This is a genomic window from Micromonospora sp. WMMA1976 (assembly GCF_027497335.1).
In the GTDB taxonomy this organism is placed as follows: Bacteria; Actinomycetota; Actinomycetes; order Mycobacteriales; family Micromonosporaceae; genus Micromonospora; species Micromonospora aurantiaca.
Window position 1 is genome coordinate 5386226 of sequence record NZ_CP114912.1, and the last position, 17890, is coordinate 5404115.

Consider the following 17890-nt stretch of genomic DNA (forward strand, 5'->3'; position numbering starts at 1 on the left):
GGGCCGGGGCGGGGCTAGAGGAGGTGGGCGGCCTGGACTGCTTCGGCCGTCACCTCGGTGAGGCGGTCGGTGGGGAGGGCGCCGAGTTCCTCGCGGCGGAACCAGCGGGCCTCGCAGGTGGAGCCGCCGATGTCGGCCACGGTGGGCGGGGCGGGCTGGTCGACCACCACCCGGTAGAAGGCGCGTACGCCGTGCCAGTCGATCGGGTAGCCCTCCGGGCCGAGCGAGGCGGCGTCCCGGTGGCTGGCCACCCCGAGCAGCTCGACCAGGCGGCCGGTCTGACCGGTCTCCTCGACCAGTTCGCGGATCAGCGCCGCGCCCGGCTGCTCGCCGTAGTCGGTGCCGCCGCCGGGCAGGTGCCAGCAGCCGGCACCCGGGTAGCCGTCGGACACCCGGGTCAGCAGTACGCGCTCCTCCGGGTCGGTCACCACCGCGTACGCGGCGAAGCGCTGCGCCCGGTGCAGCCCGTCCGGGCCGGGGACGGCGTAGAACGAGGGGAACTCGGGCACCTCCTCCGGCACGATGTCGTCGGTGGAGGTGGGCAGGCCCAGGGCACGTGCGGTGAACGACCGCAGCGGAAGCTCCCGGGCCTCGTCGAGGGTGAACCAGCGGGCCAGGTCGGTCGGGCGGTCGACCCGCTCGGTGAGCGTCCCGCCGCGGACCGACACGGTGTAGAGCAGCCGGTCGGTGTGGATCGTGATGCGCCGCTCGGGCAGCGCCCGCATGTCGGCGAGCACGTCCTGGAGGCCGGCGACCGCCACCGAGAGCCCGGTCTCGGCCGCGGTCTCCCGGACGACTGTGTGTTTGGGGTCCTCACCGTGGTCGACCGCGCCTCCGGGGAGCGACCAGGTGCCGGGGGTGCCGGAGCGCTCCGATGCGCGGACCAGCAACACTCGGCCGTTTGAATCAGCACAAACTGCGTATGCCGCGATCCTGCGGAGCGGCTCCAGCGAGGTGGTCACGGGAGCAAATTCTCCCCGGAGCGGGTTACCGACATCGAAAAGAGTCAGATTCCTGACTCTCCGCTGGCGTCTCAGGGACGGTTCAGGGTAAGCGTCCGGGCGGTCACCGAGGTCGGCCGCCGCAGCGCGCGGGACCGTTGACACATGACCTTCCCGAACCCCTCCCAGGCCCCGTACAAGCAGCTCCGCCGACCGGTCAGCGACCGCATGATCGCCGGTGTGGCGAGCGGCCTCGGCCGCTACTTCGCCGCCGACCCCACGCTGATCCGGGTGATCTTCGCGACCGCCACGGTGCTCACCGGCGGGCTCGCCGCGCTCGCGTACCCGATCATGTGGTTCCTGATGCCCGAGGAGCCGGCCGGCGCGCCCGCCTGGCCGCACCCGCCGGGGACCGCGCCCGGCTGGCCGCCGGTCCCGCCGGCTACGCCGACCGAGCCGCGGACGCCGGGCGGGCCGCAGACCGGACCGCAGACGCCGCCGGCGGCCTGAGCCGCGTCACTCCCACTCGATGGTGCCCGGCGGCTTGCTCGTCACGTCCAGGACCACGCGGTTGACCTCGGCGACCTCGTTGGTGATCCGGGTGGAGATCCGGGCCACCACGTCGTAGGGCAGCCGGGACCAGTCGGCGGTCATCGCGTCCTCGCTGGAGACCGGGCGCAGCACCACCGGGTGACCGTAGGTGCGCCCGTCGCCCTGCACCCCGACGCTGCGGACGTCGGCCAGCAGCACCACCGGGAACTGCCAGACGCCCCGGTCCAGACCGGCCGCGGTCAGCTCCTGCCGGGCGATCAGGTCGGCCTTGCGGAGCACGGCGAGGCGCTCCTCGTCGACCGCGCCGATGATCCGGATGGCCAGGCCGGGGCCGGGGAACGGGTGCCGCCAGACCATCGCCTCTGGCAGTCCCAGCTCCAGGCCGATCGTGCGGACCTCGTCCTTGAACAGCGTGCGCAGCGGCTCGACCAGGGAGAACTTCAGGTCCTCGGGCAGGCCGCCGACGTTGTGGTGGCTCTTGATGTTCGCGGTGCCGGTGCCGCCGCCGGACTCCACCACGTCCGGGTAGAGCGTGCCCTGCACGAGGAATTCCACGTCGCCGTGCGCGGCGATCTCCCGCGCGGCGGCCTCGAAGACGCGGATGAACTCCCGGCCGATGATCTTGCGCTTCTGCTCCGGGTCGGTCACCCCGGCGAGCGCGCTCAGGAACCGCTCCCGCGCGTCGACCACCTTGAGCTTGATGCCGGTCGCCGCGACGTAGTCCTTCTCGACCTGCTCGGCCTCACCGGCCCGCAGCAGACCGTGGTCCACGAACACGCAGGTGAGCTGGTCACCCACGGCGCGGTGGACGAGCGCCGCGGCGACCGCCGAGTCGACGCCGCCGGAGAGGCCGCAGATGACCTCCTTGTCGCCCACCTGCTCGCGGATCCGGGCGACCTGCTCGTCGATGATGTTCGACGGCGTCCAGGTGGGCGCGATGCCGGCGATGTCGTAGAGGAAGCGGGTGAGCATCTCCTGGCCGTGCGCGGTGTGCCCGACCTCGGGGTGGAACTGCACGCCGGCGCGGCGGCCGGCCAGGTCCTCGAACGCGGCGACCGGGGCGCCCGCCGACTCGGCGGTGACGGTGAAGCCCTCCGGCGCCTCGGTGACGCAGTCGCCGTGGCTCATCCAGACCGGCAGGTCGGCCGGCAGGTCGCGCAGCAGCACGCCCGGCTCGGTCAGGCGCGGGCGCAGCGGGGTGCCGCCGTACTCGCGGTTGCCGGTGCGCGCGACGGTGCCGCCGAGCGCCTGGGCCATGGCCTGGAAGCCGTAGCAGATGCCGAAGACCGGTACGCCGGTCTCGAACATGCCGGCGTCGATCTGCGGGGCGCCCGGTGCGTAGACGCTGGACGGGCCACCGGACAGGATGATCGCGGCCGGGTTCTTCGCCAGCATCTCGGACACCGGCATGGAATGCGGGACGATCTCCGAGTAGACCTTCGCCTCGCGGACACGGCGCGCGATGAGCTGGGCGTACTGGGCTCCGAAGTCCACCACGAGGACGGGGCGAGGCGTGCTCATGTGCGCAAAGCCTACCGACAGTCACCGGCCGCGCGGACGCGCCCCGGCGGTGTGGCGGGGTGAACCTTGCGACGGCCTCCTCAGCGCAGGGCGGCGGGGGCGTGCGCGGGGACGGCGGGCCGCCGCGGCGGGACCGGCTCCACCCGGGTGTACGCCGACCCGAGCGCCGGACGCGGGTCCACCTCGTCCTTGTTCGGCCAGTACGACATGGCCCGCTCGGCCTGCGCGGTGATCGTCAGCGACGGGTTGACGCCCAGGTTCGCCGAGACCGCCGCGCCGTCCACCACGTGCAGCCCCGGGTGGCCGTACACCCGGTGCCAGGGGTCGATCACGCCCTCGTCCGGGGTGGCGCCGATGACCGCGCCGCCGAGGATGTGCGCGGTCACCGGGATGTTGAACGGCTCGGTGACCGCCCCGCCCGGGGTGCCGCCGATCTCCTCGGCGAGCAGCCGGGCCGCGGTGTTGCCGGCCGGGATCCAGGTCGGGTTGGGCGCGCCGTGGCCGGGGCCGGAGACCAGCCGCCCCCGGCGGTAGCGGGTGGTCAGCGAGTTGTCGACCGACTGCATGACGAGCGCGATCACGGTGCGCTCGGACCACCGGCGTACCGACAGCATCCGCGCCGCCAGCACGGGCTGCCGGACGATGCTGCCCAGCCAGCGCCGGGCGCGGCGGGGACCGCCGTCGACGAGCAGTGACTGGAGCAGGCCCATCGCGTTGGAGCCCTTGCCGTACCGGACCGGCTCGATGTGGGTCTGCGGGTCGGGGTGGAACGAGCTGGTGATCGCCACCCCCTCGGTGAAGTCGAGGCCGCGCTTCCGGGCCGCGCCGGGCGCCACCGAGGCGCCGAGGATGGCCTCGGAGTTGGTGCGGGTCAGCTCGCCCAGCCGGGGCGAGAGCGCCGGCAGCGCGCCGGTCGCCTTCATCTCGTGCAGCAGCCGCTGGGTGCCGAGCGCGCCGGCCGCGAAGACCACCTGGTCGGCGTGGATCACCTCGCGCCGCTTGCGCAGCCAGGCGCCGGTGCGTTCGGTGTGCACCGCGTACCCGCCGGCCGGGTCCGGGCGGACGGCGGTCACGGTGGTCAGCGGGTGCACCTGCACGCCGAGCCGCTCGGCCAGCCAGAGGTAGTTCTTCACCAGCGTGTTCTTGGCGCCGTGCCGGCAGCCGGTCATGCACGATCCGCAGTGGCTGCACCCGGTGCGGTCCGGTCCGGCCCCGCCGAAGTACGGGTCGGCCACCCGCTCGCCGGGCCGCCCGATGTGCACCCCGACCGGCGTCGGGTGGTAGGTGTGCGCCACCCCCATCCGCTCGGCCACCGCGCGGACGGCCTGGTCCGCGCGGGTGTCGATCGGGTACGTGGTGACGCCGAGCATCCGCTTCGCCTGGTCGTAGTGGCGGGCCAGCTCGTCGCGCCAGTCGGTGATGTCCCGCCACTGCGGGTCGGCGTAGAACGCGTCGAGCGGCTCGTAGAGCGTGTTCGCGTAGACGAGCGAGCCGCCGCCCACACCGGCGCCGGAGAGCACCAGCACGCCGCCGCCGGCCTTGCGGTCGGCCGAGCGCAGCAGCGTAATCCGCTGGAGCCCGAAGCAGCCGAGCCGGGGCGCCCAGAGGAACCGTCGCGCCCGCCAGGACGTACGCGGGAACTCGTCGTCGGCGAAGCGCCGCCCCGCCTCCAGGACGCCCACCGTGTAGCCCTTCTCGGCCAGCCGGAGCGCGGTGACGCTGCCGCCGAAGCCCGAACCGATGACGAGCACGTCGTAACGCATGAACGCATCATTACCGACCGGTAGCTATGGCGCCAGCGAGTGTTTTTCGCAGATCATGCAGAGCGCTCGATTCGCCGGGATTCCCGCCGCTGCAACCTCCGGCGGCTCCCGGCGCGTCGAACACCACGGGGAGGAACGAACGTGACGAGACGACGCCTGCTGGGCCTGGCCGCACTGGTCGCGGCGCTGCTGGTGGCCACCGGAGCGGTGGTGACCACCCGGCTGGTGGCGAACCGCCCGGCCGCCCCGGTCGCCGGCCCGAGCACCGCGCCGCCGCCCTCACCGACGCCCGCCCCGACCACCGCCAGCCCGACACCCCCGCCCGGCGCCGACCTGAAGGGCCCGCTCAACCTGCTGCTCGTCGGCGTGGACACCCGGGTCAGCATCCCCGGCTGGGAGCCGCACGCCGACGCGGTGCTGCTGCTGCACGTACCGGCCGGGCTGGACCGGGCGTACCTGTTCTCGCTCCCCCGCGACCTGGTCGTGGACATCCCCGCCTACCCGAAGGCCCGCTACCCGGGCGGCCGCACCAAGCTCACCCACGCGATGAGCTACGGCAGCCGGGTGCCGGGCGACAAGCGCAACCCCAGCACCGCCCAGGGGTACGAGCTGCTGCGCACCACCGTCTCCCGCTACACCGGTCTGCGCATCGACGCCGGCGCGGTGATCACGTTCGGCGGCTTCGACAAGCTGGTGGACACGCTCGGCGGGGTGGACCTCTACGTCGACCAGCGGGTCGAGTCCCGGCACCGCCGCCCGGACGGCACCATGCGGACGCTGACCGGCGGCGGCTACACCGGGCCGCAGATGGTCTACCAGAAGGGCACCCGGCACCTGACCGGCTGGCAGGCGCTGGACTACGCGCGGCAGCGCTACACCGCGGGCGGCGACTACACCCGGCAGCGGCACCAGCAGCAACTGCTCCGGGCGCTGGCCCGCAAGATCCTCGACCAGGGCACGGCCCGCGACCCGCAGCGGGTCGAGCAGGTGGTGGCCGCGCTGGGCAGGACCCTGGTGTACGCCGGGGGCGGCCGGAAGCTGATCGACTACGCGTACGTCCTGGGTGGCCTGCCGGCCGACCGGCTCACGCTCGTCGTGCTGCCCGGCGCCGGGGTGAGCAGCGGCGGCGCGTACCGGGGTGAGCAGCTCAAGCCGCTCGGCCGTGACTTCCTCAGCGCACTGCGCGGTGGGCGGGCCGACGCGTTCCTGGCCGCCCACCCGTCGCTGCGCGTCAAGAACTGACGCCTACAGCGGTTTCGGGGCCGGCGGGCGCTCGGTGCCGTACAACCACGGGTCGAAGACCTTCGCCAGCTTCCTGCCGGTGATCCGCTCGGCCAGCGCCACGAAGTCGGCGGTGGTGGCGTTGCCGTTCTTCCGCTCCGCGGCCCAGGTGCGCAGGATCGCGAAGAACGCGGTGTCCCCCACCGCCACCCGCAGCGCGTGCACGGTCATCCCGCCCCGGTCGTAGACCGAGCGGCTGAACAGGTTCGCGACGCCCGGCTTGCCCGGCGGCGTACGCCACACCTGCCCGCCGGCGTTCGCGTACTTCTGCTCGAACGTGCGCTGCACCGTGGTCGAGCCGGTGTGCTCGGCCCACAGCCACTCGGCGTACGTGGCCAGCCCCTCGTTGAGCCAGATGTCCTGCCAGCGCTGGATCGACACGCTGTTGCCGTACCACTGGTGGGCCAGCTCGTGCGCGACCACGCCGGTGTTGTCGCCCTGCCGGAAGAAGCTCGCCGAGTAGACCGGCCGGCTCTGCGTCTCCAGCGCGTACCGGATGCGATCGTCGGCGATCACCACGCCGCCGTACGAGTCGAACGGGTACGGACCGAAGACGCTCTCCAGGTAGTCGGCGACCTCGATAGTGCGCGCGAGGGACCGGTCCGGCGCGCCCTCCGCCACCAGTGTGGTGACCGCGTTGTAGACCGGCCGTCCCTTGTGCTCCCCGGTGGTGACCCGGAACTTCCCGATCGCCACCGTGGTCAGGTAGCTGGCCGCCGGCGCGGTCTCCGACCACTTCCAGGTGGTCCAGGCGCCGCTTGTCGTCTTCCCCTTCGGCACGCCGTTGGAGACCGCCGTCAGTCCCTTCGGAACGGTGATCTCCATGTCGTAGGTGGCCTTGTCCGAGGGGTGGTCGTTGACCGGGAACCAGGTGCTGGCCGACTCCGGCTGACCGAGCGCGATCGCCCCGTCGACGGTGTGCAGCCAGCCGCCCTCGCCCAGCGACTCGGTACGCAGCGGCTCCGGCCGGCCGTCGTACCGGATCTCGGCGGTGAACCCGTTGCCGGAGGTCAGCCCGATCGCCGGGGTGATCACCAGCTCGTCCTCGGACCGGCTGTGCCGGGCGGCGGTGCCGTCCACTGTCACCGAGCGGACGGTCAACCCGGCCAGGTCCAGGTTGAACGCGGACAGGTCGGCGGTGGCGGTGGCCCGCAGTGTGGTGGTGCCGCTGAGCTTGTCCGTCTCCGGGTCGTAGCGCACCTTCACGGTGTAGTGCGCGACGTCGTACCCGCCGTTGCCGTAGCTCGGGAAGTACGCGTCACCGGCGCCGTCCGCGCCCGGCGCGAAGCTGCGCGAGGCCGCCGGCGCGGGGGTGGCCGGGGACGTCGGGCCGGGGTCCAGCTCGGCCGAACCGCAGCCCGCGACCAGCAGCGTGCCGCAGGTCAGCAAGCCGATCCGTCGTCGTGCGCCGCGCCGCGTCATCGCCTCGATCCTCCCGGGCCCGTTCGGCGGCCCCGCCCACGGGCCGCTCCGACCGCGGCAGCCTACCCAGCGGCGGTCACGCGTTCGTCACGGCAGTCCCGGCGGCGTGCCACCTACCAGCCAGGCGTCCAGCAGCGCCCGCAGCGGACGTCCGGACGTGCGTTCGGCGTACCCGACGAAGTCGGCGGTGGTGACGTTGCCGTCGCGGTGCTGCGCCAGCCAGCCGCGCAGCACGCGGTAGAACGTCTCGTCGCCGAGCGCGCGGCGCAGCGCGTGCACCGCGAGCGCGCCCCGCTGGTAGACCGCGTCGCCGAACATCCCGGCCCGGCCCGGGTCGACTGTGGGCTTCGACCAGTCGGTGTCCGCGTACCGTTGCGCGACTGTCTGCGCCACGGTGCGCCCGCCGTCGTGCTCGGCCCAGAGCCATTCGGCGTACGTGGCGAAGCCCTCGTTGAGCCAGATGTCGCTCCACCGGGCCACCGAGACGCTGTCGCCGAACCACTGGTGGGCCAGCTCGTGCGCGACCACCTCGGTGTTCGGCAGGCCGTCGCGGAAGAACGCCGGCCCGTAGACCGGGCGGCTCTGCGTCTCCAGCGCGTACCGGATGCGCTCGTCGGCGACCACCACGCCGCCGTACGCCTCAAACGGGTACGGCCCGAAGTGCCCGGCCAGGAAGTCCGCGACCTCGCCGGTGCGGGCCACCGACGCGGCGGCCGGACCGTCCGCGGGCAGCGCTGCGGCGACGGCGGTGACGAGCGGCTTCCCGGCGTGGGTGCCGCTGCTGACCCGGTAGTCGCCGATCACCAGCGTGCTCAGGTAGCTGGCCATCGGCGCGCGCTCGGACCAGCGCCAGGTGGTCCAGCCGCCGTTCGACGTCCTGCCCTCCGGCACGCCGTTGGACAGCGCGGCGAGGCCGTCCGGCACGGTGACCGCGAGGTCGTATGTCGCCTTGTCCGACGGGTGGTCGTTCACCGGGTACCACGTGCTCGCCGACTCGGGCTGGCCGAGCGCTATCGCACCGTCCGGCGTGGCGTGGAATCCGCCGTCGCCGAGCTCGGCGTTGGGCAGCGGCTGCGGCACCCCGCCGTACGTCACCTCGACGGTGAACCGCTTTCCCGACGGCAGCCCGCGCGGCGGGGTGACGATCAGCTCGGCGCCGTCGTGGCGGTGCTTCGCCGTCTCCGCGTCCACCCGCACCTGCTCGACGTCCAGCCCGGCCAGGTCGAGCTGGAAGCGGGACAGCGCCCGGGTGGCGGTGACGGTCAGCGTGGCGGTGCCGGTGAGCCGGTCGCTCGCCGGGTCGTAGCGCGCGTCCAGCGCGTAGTGGCCCACGTCGTAGCCGCCGTTGCCGGCGCCTGGCACGTACGGGTCACCGGCGTCCGCCGCACCCGGCCGGAACCCGTTGTCGTCACCGCCGGTGCAGCCGCCCAGCGCGAGCGCCGCCGCCACCAGCCCTGCCGCCCAGACCCGCCCCCGTCTCACCCGGCGAGCCTAGACGCGCGACGGCGCGGGCGGGGCCGGAACACGTCCGCGCCGCCGCCCGCGCCGTCACGCGGTGCTCAGCCGGTGCTCAGCGGTGCTCAGCGGTCGAGGACGAGCCCGACCTTCTGGAACTCCTTCAGGTCGCGGTAGCCGCACTTGGCCATCGCGCGGCGCAGGCCGCCGAAGAGGTTGAGCTGGCCGTCCGGCTCGTCGGCCGGGCCGAACAGCAGCTTCTCCATCGAGCCGAGCGGCTCGCCGGCCACCTCGAACGCGCCACGGGGCAGCGACGGGTGGCTGGCCGCGGAGTGCCACCAGGCACCGCCGGCCGGGGCCTCCTCGCACAGCGACAGCGGCTCGCCGAGCATCACCGCGTCCGCGCCGCAGCCGAGCGCCTTGGCGATGTCGCCGGAGGTCTGCATGTCGCCGTCGGCGATCAGGTGCACGTACCGGCCGCCGGTCTCGTCCAGGTAGTCGCGGCGGGCCGCGGCGGCGTCGGCGATGGCGGTGGCCATCGGCACCCGGATGCCGAGCACCGACTCGGTGGTCGACCAGTCGTCGCCGCCGATGCCCACGATCACGCCGGCCGCGCCGGTACGCATCAGGTGCAGCGCGGTCTTGTAGTCGGTGCAGCCGCCGACGACGACGGGCAGGTCCAGGTCGGCGATGAACTCCTTGAGGTTCAGCGGCTCGTCGGTGGTCGAGACGTGCTCGGCCGAGACGAGCGTGCCCTGGATGACCAGGATGTCCACGCCGGCGTCGAGGATCACCGGGGCCAACGCCAGGGTGTGCTGCGGGGAGACCCGCACCGCCACCGTGCCGCCGCCCTCACGCAGCTCGCGGACCCGCTCGGCGATCAGGTCGGGCCGGATCGGCTCGGCGTAGACCTCCTGGAGGCGCTTGGTCGCCCGCGCGTCCTCGCCGAGACCGGCCAGCTCCTCCAGGATCTTGGCCGGGTTCTCGTACCGGGTCCAGAGGCCCTCGACGTTGAGCACGCCAAGCCCGCCGAGCTGGCCGAGCCGGACCGCCGAGGCCGGGCTCATGGTCGCGTCGGAGGGATGCGCGACGCACGGGATGCCGAACTGGTACGCGTCGAGCTGCCACGCGGTGGAGACGTCGTCGACGTCCCGGGTGCGGCGGCTCGGCACGATGGCGATGTCGTCCAGGTGGTAGCCGCGCTGCGCGGTCTTGCCCAGCCCGATCTCGACCACGTCACGCATGAGGGACTCCAGGTGGTTGGGGGTGGTGGGTCAGCGGGAGTGGTAGTTGGGCGCCTCGACTGTCATCTGGATGTCGTGCGGGTGGCTCTCCTTGAGCCCGGCCGCGGTGATCCGGATGAGCTGGCCACGCCGGTGCAGCTCCGGGATGCTCTCCGCGCCCACGTACCCCATGGCGGCGCGCAGCCCGCCGGTGAGCTGGTGGGCGACAGCGGACAGCGGCCCCCGGTAGGGCACCTGACCCTCGACGCCCTCCGGGACCAGCTTGTCCTCGGCGAGCACGTCCTGCTGGAAGTAGCGGTCCTTGGAGTAGGACTTGCCCTGGCCGCGCGACTGCATCGCGCCGAGCGAGCCCATCCCCCGGTACGCCTTGTACTGCTTGCCGTTGATGAAGATCAGCTCGCCGGGGCTCTCCTCGCATCCGGCCAGCAGGCTGCCGAGCATCACCGTGTCGGCGCCGGCGACGAGCGCCTTGGCGATGTCGCCGGAGTATTGGATGCCGCCGTCACCGATCACCGGCACGCCGGCCGGGCGGGCGGCACGGGCCGCCTCCATGATCGCGGTGATCTGCGGTACGCCGACTCCGGCCACGATCCGGGTGGTGCAGATGGCGCCCGGGCCGACGCCCACCTTGACGCCGTCCGCGCCGGCCTCGACGAGCGCCTTCGCGCCCGCGTACGTGGCGATGTTGCCGCCCACGATGTCGATGGTGACGTCCCGCTTGAGCCGGGTGACCATCTCCAGCACGGCGCGCTGGTGGCCGTGCGCGGTGTCCACGATGACGACGTCCACGCCGGCGTCGACGAGCGCGCGGGCCCGCTTGTAGCCGTCCTCGCCCACGCCGACCGCGGCGGCGACCCGGAGCCGGCCCGCGTCGTCCTTGGTGGCGTTCGGGTACTGCTCGCTCTTGGTGAAGTCCTTCACCGTGATCAGGCCGCGCAGCTTGCCGCCCGCGTCCACGATCGGCAGCTTCTCGATCTTGTGCTGGCGCAGCAGGCCGAGCGCGTCGTCCTTGCTCACGCCGACCGGCGCGGTGATCAGCGGGGTGCGGGTCATGATCTCGCGCACCGGCGTGGCCGGGTCGGAGACGAACCGCATGTCGCGGTTGGTGACGATGCCGACCAACTGGCCCTGCCCGTCCACCACCGGTACGCCGGAGATGCGGTAGCGCCCGCAGAGCGCGTCCACCTCGCGAAGCGTGTCGTCCGGGCTGGCGGTCACCGGGTTGGTGATCATGCCGGACTCGGAGCGCTTCACCAGGTCGACCTGAAGCGCCTGGTCCTCGACGGAGAGGTTGCGGTGCAGCACGCCGATGCCGCCCTGGCGGGCCATGGCGATCGCCATCCGCGCCTCGGTGACGGTGTCCATCGCGCTGGACAGCAGCGGCACGGTCAGTTCGATGTTGCGGGTGAGGCGGGTGCGGGTGTTGACACGGCTGGGGACGACGTCCGACTCGCCCGGCTGCAGCAGGACGTCGTCGAAGGTCAGCCCGAGCGGCACCACGCGGGCCGAACCCGCAGGCAGCTCGGGCAGATGGCCACCCAGCTCCCCGCCGTCGGCGCCGGCCGGGATCTCGGTGCTGGGCGAATTCTCCACGATTGCTCCCCTGAGCTGGTCGAACGGGCTGCAGCGAGGCGGCGCGCGGGGGCACCGGCAGGCGCCGGGTGACGGCGCGTCGCCTCATCGTACCCACCTACCCGTCCGCGCCCGGGCAGCGGCGGGCCAAGGGTAGGCAGGGCCACAGCACGGGCTGGGGCGGGCTTTCCGGCGGCTCGGGGTCTACGGTGAGGGGGTGCACGACGAGCCCATCGACCCGTTCAACGGCGACCCGGCCGATCCGGCTGCCGGCCTGCACGATCCCGGCGACGACGACGCGCTCGACCCGCTGACCGAGGTCGAGCGCCAGGACGTCCTGGAGGATCTCGCCGATCTGGAGATCTACCAGGCGTTGCTCCAGCCGATCGGCGTGCGCGGCCTGGTGATCGAGTGCGAGGACTGCCGCGAGCCGCACTACTTCGACTGGGACCTGCTCCGCGGCAACCTGCGCCACCTGCTCAACTCGGGGCGTCCCCGGGTGCACGAGCCGGCCTACGACCCGGACCCGGACCACTACGTGAGCTGGGACTACGCCCGCGGGTACGCCGACGGCGTGCACGACACCCTCACCGAGGGCACCGACGACTCCGCGCAGGAGTGATCCCCGCGCGGGTCAGGCGACCAGGCCCGCCCGGAACCCGGCCGCCACGGCGTGTGCCCGATCGCGCGCGCCGAGTTTGCGGAACAGCCGCCGGGCGTGTGTCTTGACCGTGTCCTCGGAGACGAACAGCTCCCGCCCGATCTCCGCGTTGCTCTTGCCCTCGGCCATGCCGAGCAGCACCTGAAGCTCCCGCTCGGTCAGCCCGATCGCGCTGCGCGGCGTCCGCGCGGGCCGCTGGACCGCACCCGCCCGGGGCGCCTCCGCGCCGTCGGCCGCCGCCGGGTCGTCCGGGTCCTCACCCCGCTGCACGGGCACCACGGTGGGCAGGCCCGCGGCGTCCACCGGGGCCGTCGCCGGCCAGCCGGGACCGCCCTGGGTACGCCCCGGCGCCGCCGGCCGGGTCGGCCCGCCCACCGCCGCCGCGTCCCGGGCGGTGTCCGCCACCCGGTTCCTGTTGCTCCGCCCGGGGGCGGACAGCAGCAGTAGCGCCTTGGCCACCGCGCTGGTCAGGTCGTGGTCGGCGTTCTGGATCAGGCCCCGCGCTCCGGCGCTGATGGTGGCCGCCGCCGACTCCGACTCCTCGGCGCCGAGCAGCAGCACCGCCGCCTGCGGGGCGCGGGCCAGCACCCGCCGGACGAAGCCGGCGCTGTCCGGCCGGGTCAGCGCGGTGTCGGCGAGCACCACGTCCACCGGACGCTCGGCGAGCCGCAACATCACCTCCGGATCGGAGACGGCCGTCCGGACGACGCCGGACAGCCCGAGCCGCGCCGCCGCGGAGGTCAGATGCTGGGCCGCCAATGGTGTCCGAACGCACACAAGAACACTACGCACAGTGGTCTCCTCTCCGACTCAGAGCAGACCATGCGGAGGTGGGGTCGGGAGGGGGTTCCGGGCAATCATCCGAACTTTTCCGACAGATGGGGCATATGCCGCCGAGTGTCCGACGTTTTCGATCACAGATGTGTGAGGCGCGGACCGCTCGGGTACCGAGGGGTTCATCCGGAACCGGCATCCCGCGCGGACCGCCGCCCGGTAGCTGGCAACGAACATTCTCCGCGGTGCCGCGCGGGAGGAGGGGTGCTGATGTCGAACGTACGTAGGCTGCCTGGACCGATCGACGAGCTCTGGGACTGGCAGCGGCTCGGAGCCTGCCGTGGCCGCGACAGCGCGCAGTTCTTCCACCCGGACGGCGAGCGCGGCTCCTCCCGGCTGCGCCGCGAGACCGGCGCCAAGTCGGTCTGCCGCGCCTGCCCGGTGCGCGCCGAATGCGCCGCCCACGCGCTCTCCGTACGCGAGCCGTACGGCGTCTGGGGCGGGTTCAGCGAGTCGGAGCGGCTGCGGCTGCTCGCCCTCGGCTGGGAGGACCTGGCCGACCGCCGGCAGACCAAGGTGGACATCGCCCGACTGGAGGCGCGCCTCGGCCGGCCGCACAACACCGCCGTGCCGGACCAGCGCAAGGTCGCCTGACCCGGTTCCACGACCCCCGATGCCGCGCCCCGAGTTACGGGGCGCGGCGTCGTGTCGTGGCACCCCACGCGTAGATCTTGGAAGCTTTGCGCCCCTATTGCGGGGCGCCGAGGAGCGGGGACGCGGAGTCGGTGGGTCAGGCGACGGTGACCCTGACTGTGTGCCATCCCGTCGCGCCGTCGGGGGCTACCGGGGCACGCTGTTCCGTCTGCGTCTCGCCAGTCGTGTCGGTCGCCCGCACCTGGAGCGAGTGCTCGCCCGGCGTCGCGTCCCACCGCCAAGACCACTGCACCCAGGTGTCCGCCGACACGGCAGGCGCCAGTGTCGCCTCCTGCCAGGGGCCAGCGTCCACGCGTACCTCGACGCGGCTGATGCCGAGGTGCTGCGCCCACGCCACACCGGCCACCGTCACCGGGCCGGCCTCCGGGCGGCTGCGGGGCCGGGGCGTGTCGATCCGGGACTGCGTCTTGATCGGTCCCTGCGCGGACCAGCCACGCGGCACCCAGTACGCGTCGAAGTCGGCGAAGCTGGTCAGCTCCAGCTCGGTGAGCCACTTGCAGGCCGACACGTACCCGTAGAGCCCCGGCACCACCATCCGCACCGGGAAGCCGTGCTGGATCGGCAGCGGCTCGCCGTTCATGCCGACCGCGAGCAGCGCGTCCCGGCCGTCGCGCAGCACCGAGGTGGGCGTGCCACAGGTCCAGCCGTCGACCGCGCGGCCGACCACCTGGTCCGCGCCGTCGGCCGGGCCGGCCTCGTCGAGCAGTTCCTTGATCGGTACGCCGAGCCAGCGCGCGTTGCCGATCAGGTCGCCGCCCACCTCGTTGGAGACGCAGGCGAGCGTCACGTACCGCTCGACCATCGGGCGGGCCAGCAGGTCGTCGAAGCTCAGCTCGATGGGGTTGCGCACCCGCCCGTGGATCCGCAGCCGCCAGGTGACCGGGTCCACCTGCGGCACCACCAGCGCGGTGTCGATCCGGTAGAACTCCCGGTTCGGCGTGACGTACGGCGCCAGCCGGGGCAGTGACAGGTCCGCTCCGGCCGGCACCTGCGGGGCGGGCGCCACCGGGGCGGGCAACGTCACCGCCTCCCGGGCCGCCGACACGCCGCGCCGGCCCGCCAGCCAGTGCCCGCCCAGCCCGGCCACCGCCGCCGCACCGGTGAGCAGCCCGGCGCCGCGCAGGAAACGCCGCCGCGACTCCGCGTCGTCGTCGTGCCGGACCGGCTCCCAGCCACCCGGGGTCTTCTCCTCCCCCGCGAGCGCGGCGACCGCCGGAGGCGGTGCCGGCTGCGCGGCCGCGCCCCGGCCGGGCCCCAGTGGTCCGGCCACGAACGCCCAGAGCGTCAGCGCGCCCAGTCCGCCGCCGACCAGCGAGGGCAGCGCGTCGAACGCGTCCGCGCCGGCCCGGGTCAGCGCGGCAGCGACGCCGAGCACCGTGAACGCGGCGACGCCGGCCAGGCCGATCACCAGCCGCCGGGCCGCCGCCAGGCCGAGCAGCGCCCCGAAGGCGGCCAGCAGCAGCGCCGTCCCGGCCAGCAGGGCGATCTTGTCGTACGTGCCGAAGACGTCGATGGCGAACTGCTTGAGCGGCTCGGGCACCAGGTCGACGACGAGTCCGCCGACGGCGACGAGCGGCGCGGACCGGGGACCGGTCAGGACCGCCACGGGTTCGGCGGTGCCGAGTGCCACCACTGCGGCGACGACACCGGCCAGCGCCGCGCGGCGGCGGGAGAGGGTGCTCACGGCACCCAGTCTGATCGACCCGCCGGTCCGGCTGCCAATCCCGTCAGCGTTCCGTAAGGACATACGCGTCAGGGCACACCACCGGGTCGGCGGTGTGCCCTGACGTCGGGCCGTGCTGCTCGGGTCAGAAACCCGGGCCGTGCTGGTGGCCGTGGCCGTGCGAGTGGCCGTGCCCACCGGCGGCCGGCTCCGGCTCGGCCGGCTTCTCCACCACGAGGCTCTCGGTGGTGAGCAGCAGGCCGGCGATCGAGGCGGCGTTGCTGACCGCGTTGCGGGTCACCTTCACCGGGTCGATGATGCCGGACTTGGCCAGGTCGACGTACTCGCCGGTGGCGGCGTCGAGGCCGTGGCCCCAGTCCTGGCCGACGACCTTCTGCACCACCACGTAGCCGTCGTGGCCGGCGTTCTGGGCGATCCAGCGCAGCGGCTCGACGAGCGACTTGCGCACGATCGAGACGCCGACCTTCTCGTCACCGGTGAAGCCCAGGTCGTCGTCGAGCGCCGGCAGGATCTGGGCCAGGGCGGCGCCGCCACCCGGGACCGTACCCTCCTCGACCGCGGCCTTGGTCGCGGCGATGGCGTCCTCGATGCGGTGCTTGCGCTCCTTCATCTCGACCTCGGTGGCCGCGCCGACCTTGATCACGGCGATGCCGCCGGAGAGCTTCGCCAGCCGCTCGGCCAGCTTCTCCCGGTCCCACTCGGAGTCGGAGGCCTCGATCTCCTTGCGGATCTGCGCGACCCGGTCGGCGACCTCGGCGGACTGGCCGCCACCGTCGACGACAGTGGTGTTCTCCTTGTCGACCACGACGCGGCGGGCGGTGCCCAGCACCTCCAGGCCGACCTGGTCGAGCTTGTAGCCCAGCTCCGGGGCGACCAGCTCGGCACCGGTGAGGATCGCCATGTCCTGGAGCATCGCCTTGCGGCGGTCGCCGAAGCCGGGGGCCTTGACCGCGCAGACCTTGACGGTCTTGCGCAGCGCGTTCACCACGAGCGTCGACAGGGCCTGGCCCTCGACGTCCTCGGCGACGATGAGCAGCGGCTTGTTGTTCTGGAGGACCTTCTCCAGCAGCGGCAGCAGCTCCTCGATCGCCGAGATCTTCTGGGTGGTGATCAGGATGTACGGGTCCTCCAGGACCGCCTCCTGCGCCTCCAGGTCGGTGACGAAGTTCGGGGAGATGAAGCCCTTGTCGAACTGGAGACCCTCGGTCACCTCCAGCTCGGTGGTGAGCGCGGAGCCCTCCTCGACGGTGATGACGCCGTCGCGGCCGACCTTCTCCATCGCCTCGGCGATCAGCTCGCCGATCGCGGCGTCCTGCGCGGAGACGGTCGCGACGTGCGCGATCGACTCCTTGCTGGAGACCTCGACGGCCTTGCCGAGCAGCGCCTCGGAGACCTTGGCGGCCGCCGCGTCGATGCCCCGCTTCAGGCCGGTCGGGTTGGTGCCGGCGGCCACGTTGCGCAGGCCCTCACGGACCATCGCCTGGGCCAGCACGGTGGCGGTGGTGGTCCCGTCGCCGGCGACGTCGTTGGTCTTGGTCGCCACCTCCTTGACCAGCTGCGCGCCGAGGTTCTCGTACGGGTTGGTGAGCTCGATCTCCTTGGCGATGGTCACGCCGTCGTTGGTGATCGTGGGCGCACCGAACTTCTTGTCCAGGACGACGTTGCGCCCGCGCGGGCCGAGGGTGACCTTCACCGCGTCCGCGAGGGCGTTGACACCGTGCTCCAGCAGGTGCCGGGCGTCGTCCGAGAAGCTGAGGATCTTCGCCATCAGTATCCCTTCGAAGCGACGTTGCCCCGGCCCGGCGAGCCGGACCGGGGCAACGACACTGATCGGTTGCTTACTTCTCGATGACCGCGAGGACGTCGCGGGCGGAGAGCACCAGGTACTCCTCGCCGGCGTACTTGACCTCGGTGCCGCCGTACTTCGAGTAGAGGACGGTGTCGCCGACCTTCACGTCGATCGGCACGCGGTTGCCCTTGTCGTCGATCCGGCCCGGGCCGACAGCGAGGACGGTGCCCTCCTGCGGCTTCTCCTTGGCGGTGTCGGGGATCACGATGCCCGAGGCGGTGGTGGTCTCGGCCTCGTTCGCCTGGACCACGATGCGGTCCTCGAGCGGCTTGATCGCAACCTTGGTCGCGGTAGTCACGGGCATACCCTCCCGGGTACTTGGTGTCGTTGCCGGCCGGCACGCCGACCAGCGTCAATCTGCCACATGCCACCGGGCGGGGCCGTCGTCGCGGGTGCCGGTCCGCCTGGCGCTCAACCCCCGGGCACGAGGCTCGGGCGTTGGCACCCTCAGGGTGAG

At 73.1% G+C, this 17890-nt stretch carries 15 protein-coding genes; 4 read left to right on the forward strand and 11 right to left on the reverse strand.

From position 1 onward, the window contains the following. Positions 1–14: 14 nt before the first annotated feature. Positions 15–962, reverse strand: a complete 948-nt coding sequence (locus O7546_RS24720) for an NUDIX domain-containing protein (RefSeq protein WP_120573154.1) — start codon at positions 960–962, stop codon at positions 15–17. Positions 963–1106: 144 nt separating this feature from the next. On the opposite strand from O7546_RS24720, the gene O7546_RS24725 reads away from it, so the two are divergent. Next, positions 1107–1451 (forward strand): PspC domain-containing protein, encoded by a 345-nt coding sequence (locus tag O7546_RS24725; RefSeq protein WP_194801367.1) that lies wholly within the window; start codon positions 1107–1109, stop codon positions 1449–1451. 6 nt (positions 1452–1457) lie between these two features. Here O7546_RS24725 and guaA read toward each other — a convergent pair whose 3' ends face one another. Next, entirely contained in the window at positions 1458–3014 is a 1557-nt protein-coding gene (gene guaA, locus O7546_RS24730) for a glutamine-hydrolyzing GMP synthase (RefSeq protein ID WP_269697642.1), read from the reverse strand. Between the two features lie 80 nt (positions 3015–3094). Then, entirely contained in the window at positions 3095–4777 is a 1683-nt protein-coding gene (locus tag O7546_RS24735) for a GMC family oxidoreductase (protein ID WP_194801369.1), read from the reverse strand. Between the two features lie 141 nt (positions 4778–4918). Between O7546_RS24735 and O7546_RS24740 the strand changes: the two genes are divergently transcribed. Then, positions 4919–6019 carry an LCP family protein gene (locus O7546_RS24740; RefSeq protein ID WP_194801370.1) on the forward strand — a complete coding sequence of 367 codons (1101 nt, stop codon included), beginning with the start codon at positions 4919–4921 and terminating at the stop codon, positions 6017–6019. 3 nt (positions 6020–6022) lie between these two features. Here the strand turns inward: O7546_RS24740 and O7546_RS24745 are convergent, their stop codons facing one another. From O7546_RS24745 to guaB, 4 genes are all read right to left on the reverse strand, one after another. Further along, the gene (locus tag O7546_RS24745; RefSeq protein ID WP_269697644.1) at positions 6023–7480 is read right to left on the reverse strand and encodes a M1 family metallopeptidase; all 1458 of its coding nucleotides are present in this window, start codon (positions 7478–7480) and stop codon (positions 6023–6025) included. An 87-nt stretch (positions 7481–7567) separates the two neighbouring features. Beyond that, on the reverse strand, positions 7568–8962 hold the full coding sequence (locus tag O7546_RS24750; RefSeq protein ID WP_269697645.1) for a M1 family metallopeptidase: 1395 nt from the start codon (positions 8960–8962) through the stop codon (positions 7568–7570). A gap of 98 nt (positions 8963–9060) precedes the next feature. Further along, the gene (locus O7546_RS24755; RefSeq protein ID WP_013288539.1) at positions 9061–10179 is read right to left on the reverse strand and encodes a GuaB3 family IMP dehydrogenase-related protein; all 1119 of its coding nucleotides are present in this window, start codon (positions 10177–10179) and stop codon (positions 9061–9063) included. Between the two features lie 30 nt (positions 10180–10209). Further along, entirely contained in the window at positions 10210–11772 is a 1563-nt protein-coding gene (gene guaB / locus O7546_RS24760) for an IMP dehydrogenase (RefSeq protein ID WP_194801373.1), read from the reverse strand. A 196-nt stretch (positions 11773–11968) separates the two neighbouring features. On the opposite strand from guaB, the gene O7546_RS24765 reads away from it, so the two are divergent. After that, entirely contained in the window at positions 11969–12373 is a 405-nt protein-coding gene (locus O7546_RS24765; RefSeq protein ID WP_194801374.1) for a DUF5319 domain-containing protein, read from the forward strand. 12 nt (positions 12374–12385) lie between these two features. On the opposite strand, the gene O7546_RS24770 is transcribed toward O7546_RS24765, so the two are convergent. Further along, a complete protein-coding gene (locus tag O7546_RS24770; RefSeq protein ID WP_194801375.1) occupies positions 12386–13204 on the reverse strand; it encodes a response regulator transcription factor in 819 nt (272 codons plus the stop codon). A 252-nt stretch (positions 13205–13456) separates the two neighbouring features. On the opposite strand from O7546_RS24770, the gene O7546_RS24775 reads away from it, so the two are divergent. Continuing rightward, on the forward strand, positions 13457–13840 hold the full coding sequence (locus O7546_RS24775; protein ID WP_194801376.1) for a WhiB family transcriptional regulator: 384 nt from the start codon (positions 13457–13459) through the stop codon (positions 13838–13840). A 136-nt stretch (positions 13841–13976) separates the two neighbouring features. On the opposite strand, the gene O7546_RS24780 is transcribed toward O7546_RS24775, so the two are convergent. From O7546_RS24780 to groES, 3 genes are all read right to left on the reverse strand, one after another. Beyond that, positions 13977–15584: a molybdopterin-dependent oxidoreductase gene (locus tag O7546_RS24780; protein WP_194801377.1), complete on the reverse strand. Its 1608-nt coding sequence runs from the start codon at positions 15582–15584 to the stop codon at positions 13977–13979. Positions 15585–15708: 124 nt separating this feature from the next. After that, the gene (groL, locus tag O7546_RS24785) at positions 15709–17352 is read right to left on the reverse strand and encodes a chaperonin GroEL (protein ID WP_194801378.1); all 1644 of its coding nucleotides are present in this window, start codon (positions 17350–17352) and stop codon (positions 15709–15711) included. Between the two features lie 70 nt (positions 17353–17422). Next, complete coding sequence (gene groES, locus O7546_RS24790; RefSeq protein ID WP_018222648.1) at positions 17423–17737, reverse strand: co-chaperone GroES; 315 nt, start codon at positions 17735–17737, stop codon at positions 17423–17425. Positions 17738–17890 lie beyond the last annotated feature (153 nt).

Bases quoted from the DNA above. Each gene is read 5' to 3' on its own strand.
- O7546_RS24725 (WP_194801367.1), top strand. From the start codon at position 1,107: ATGACCTTCCCGAACCCCTCCCAGGCCCCGTACAAGCAGCTCCGCCGA.
- guaA (WP_269697642.1), bottom strand. From the start codon at position 3,014: ATGAGCACGCCTCGCCCCGTCCTCGTGGTGGACTTCGGAGCCCAGTAC.
- O7546_RS24735 (WP_194801369.1), bottom strand. From the start codon at position 4,777: ATGCGTTACGACGTGCTCGTCATCGGTTCGGGCTTCGGCGGCAGCGTC.
- O7546_RS24745 (WP_269697644.1), bottom strand. From the start codon at position 7,480: ATGACGCGGCGCGGCGCACGACGACGGATCGGCTTGCTGACCTGCGGC.
- O7546_RS24755 (WP_013288539.1), bottom strand. From the start codon at position 10,179: ATGCGTGACGTGGTCGAGATCGGGCTGGGCAAGACCGCGCAGCGCGGC.
- O7546_RS24775 (WP_194801376.1), top strand. From the start codon at position 13,457: ATGTCGAACGTACGTAGGCTGCCTGGACCGATCGACGAGCTCTGGGAC.
- groL (WP_194801378.1), bottom strand. From the start codon at position 17,352: ATGGCGAAGATCCTCAGCTTCTCGGACGACGCCCGGCACCTGCTGGAG.
- groES (WP_018222648.1), bottom strand. From the start codon at position 17,737: ATGCCCGTGACTACCGCGACCAAGGTTGCGATCAAGCCGCTCGAGGAC.